This window comes from Methylobacterium sp. CCH5-D2, assembly GCF_001556475.1.
GTDB lineage: Bacteria > Pseudomonadota > Alphaproteobacteria > Rhizobiales > Beijerinckiaceae > Methylobacterium > Methylobacterium hispanicum.
In genome coordinates this window covers 1-2,033 of the sequence record NZ_LSIX01000690.1, presented here as the reverse complement: position 1 = coordinate 2,033, position 2,033 = coordinate 1, and the positions used below count along the sequence as shown (strand labels likewise).

Here is a 2,033-nt window from a genome sequence, read left to right as displayed (position 1 = left end):
GGCGCCCGCCGCGTCGCGCAGGACCGCGTAGCGGAAGGCCGGGTCCCGGGCGAGCGCCTGGAGCTGGGGCCCGAAGATCTCGGGCGCCCGTTCCCAGCCGGGCCGGGCGAGGGCGCTCGCGGTCAGCGAGGCCAGCAGGTTCGCCCGGTCGGCGTGGAGGCGGAGCTGGTCGGCGTGGTTGATCCAGGCGATCCCGGCCTGAGTCAGCAGCACCACGGCGGCGATGACGGGATAGATCCGCAGGAACAGCGTGCGGGTGAGGCTGTCGAGGTCGCGGCCCCGCGCGGCCCCGCGCAGGGCGCCCGGCGCCATGATCGCGTCCGCACCGGCAACGTCGGCCGCGACGTCGGCGAAGCCCAGCGTGTCCAGCAGGTCCTCGCGGCGCATCGGCCCGGAGCCGCGCAGGCCGCCGCGCCGGGCCGCCGGGGGTGAGGTCTCGGCGGTGCTCATGGATCCTCGGACCGGCTCGGAGGGGTTCGGGGCGGCGCTCAGGCCGTCCCGGGCGCGGCGGCGGCCCGGACCCGGTCGCGGCCGCCGTTCTTGGCCGCGTAGAGAGCGGCGTCCGCCCGCTTCAGCGCCCCGGCCAGAGGCTCGCCGGGCGCGCAGGCGGCGAGCCCGACGCTGACCGAGATCGACAGCGCGCCCCGCTCGGTCTGCACAGGCGTGTCCGCCACCGCCCGGCGCAGGCCCTCGGCGCGGGCCAGTCCCTCATCCGGGCCGGTCTCCGGCAGCAGGATGGCGAATTCCTCGCCCCCCGTGCGGCCGAAGGCGTCGCCCGGGCGCAGGATGCCCCGGCAGGTCGCCGCGAAGGCGACGAGCGCGGCATCGCCCGCCGCGTGGCCGTGGCCGTCGTTGATGCGCTTGAACCGGTCGAGGTCGAGCATCAGCAGGCACGCGCCGCCCGCGGCGCGCGGCCAGGCCAGCTCGGCGACCTCGAGGAAGCGGCGCCGCGTCAGCGCGCCCGTGAGGTGGTCGGTGTCGATGAGGCGGCGCAGCTCCGCCTCCAGGCGGGTCCGGTGCTCGATCTCGCCCGAGAGCGCCGCGTTGAGGGCCTGCAACTCGCGCTGCTGCTCGGCCATGCGCTGGTTCACCCGCTGCAGCTCGAGCTGCATGCGGTCGCTCATCCGCACGAGGCGGCGCTGCTCGCGGGTGCCCCGGCGATAGGCGCCGGCGAGTTCCTGCACGCCGTCGGCCACCTCGGAGAGGCGGGACAGCATCACGTCGGCGCGGCCGATGACGGCCTCCTCGGCATCGAACAGGCTGAACCCGTCGTCCTGTGCCGGATCCCTCGCCGGATCCCGCGCCGGCCCCCCCACGGAGCCCTGGACGGCTTCCTGCGCGCGCCTGAGCGCGGCTGCCCGGCTGCCCGGCATCAGACCTGCGCCTCCATCGCGAGTTCGAAGGCCGCGTGCTCGAAGTCGGCGGCGAAATCCGCGCCGGCCTCCGCGATCGTGTCGTCGCCCTCGGCATAGAGCCAGCGGATCGTGACGGGACGGCCCGCGGCGGCGGCGTCCTCGAGCGGCATGAACAGGTTCATCAACGCCTTGGCGCTCGACGAGTTGAAGTAGGCGAGCGCGACCTCGAAGGCGAGCGGGGCCTGCCCTCCCTCCGCGAGGTGGCCGCGCAGGGCCTGCAGCAGCGGCCCGTAGAAGGCGGCGGCGTCCTCCGGATAGGACTCGCCGCGCAGCGACAGGCGGCCGGTCTCGAAGTCGAAATCGACCTCCGGGGAGCGCTCGGTCGCGGCGATCTGGATGCGGGTCATCGGCGGGCCTCAGATGTAGGCCTTGAGGCAAAACAGGCTGCGCTCCGCGCCGATCGCCTGGAAGTCGTACTCGACCGGGGCGCTGGAGCGCCGGGCGATCTCGATCAGGCCGATGCTGCCGCCGAGGCTGCCCTCGTCCGGGGGCTGACGCAGCTTCTCGCGGTAGAAGCGCTTCAGCTCCTCGCCCGTGAGGCCCGAGAGGTGGTCGAGGCGCTCGCGCAGGCGCGGCACCTCGGCGCTGCCGACCTCGTTGCCGCAGACCACGAAGAAC

Annotated in this window: 3 protein-coding genes and 1 pseudogene; all 4 read right to left on the bottom strand. The window is 74.9% G+C overall.

What is annotated here, in order from left to right; all coding sequences use genetic code 11:
- Positions 1–450: pseudogene (locus AX737_RS18175) on the bottom strand (serine/threonine protein phosphatase); the annotation flags it as partial.
- 38 nt (positions 451–488) lie between these two features.
- A complete protein-coding gene (locus AX737_RS18170) occupies positions 489–1,373 on the bottom strand; it encodes a GGDEF domain-containing protein (protein ID WP_082773126.1) in 885 nt (294 codons plus the stop codon).
- Positions 1,373–1,762, bottom strand: coding sequence for a DUF1987 domain-containing protein (locus tag AX737_RS18165; RefSeq protein WP_066923888.1), 390 nt, complete (start codon positions 1,760–1,762; stop codon positions 1,373–1,375). The genes AX737_RS18170 and AX737_RS18165 overlap by 1 nt, the downstream gene beginning before the upstream one ends.
- A 9-nt stretch (positions 1,763–1,771) precedes the next feature.
- Positions 1,772–2,033: SiaB family protein kinase (locus AX737_RS34590; protein ID WP_210173137.1), on the bottom strand; the 262-nt coding region annotated here is incomplete at its 5' end.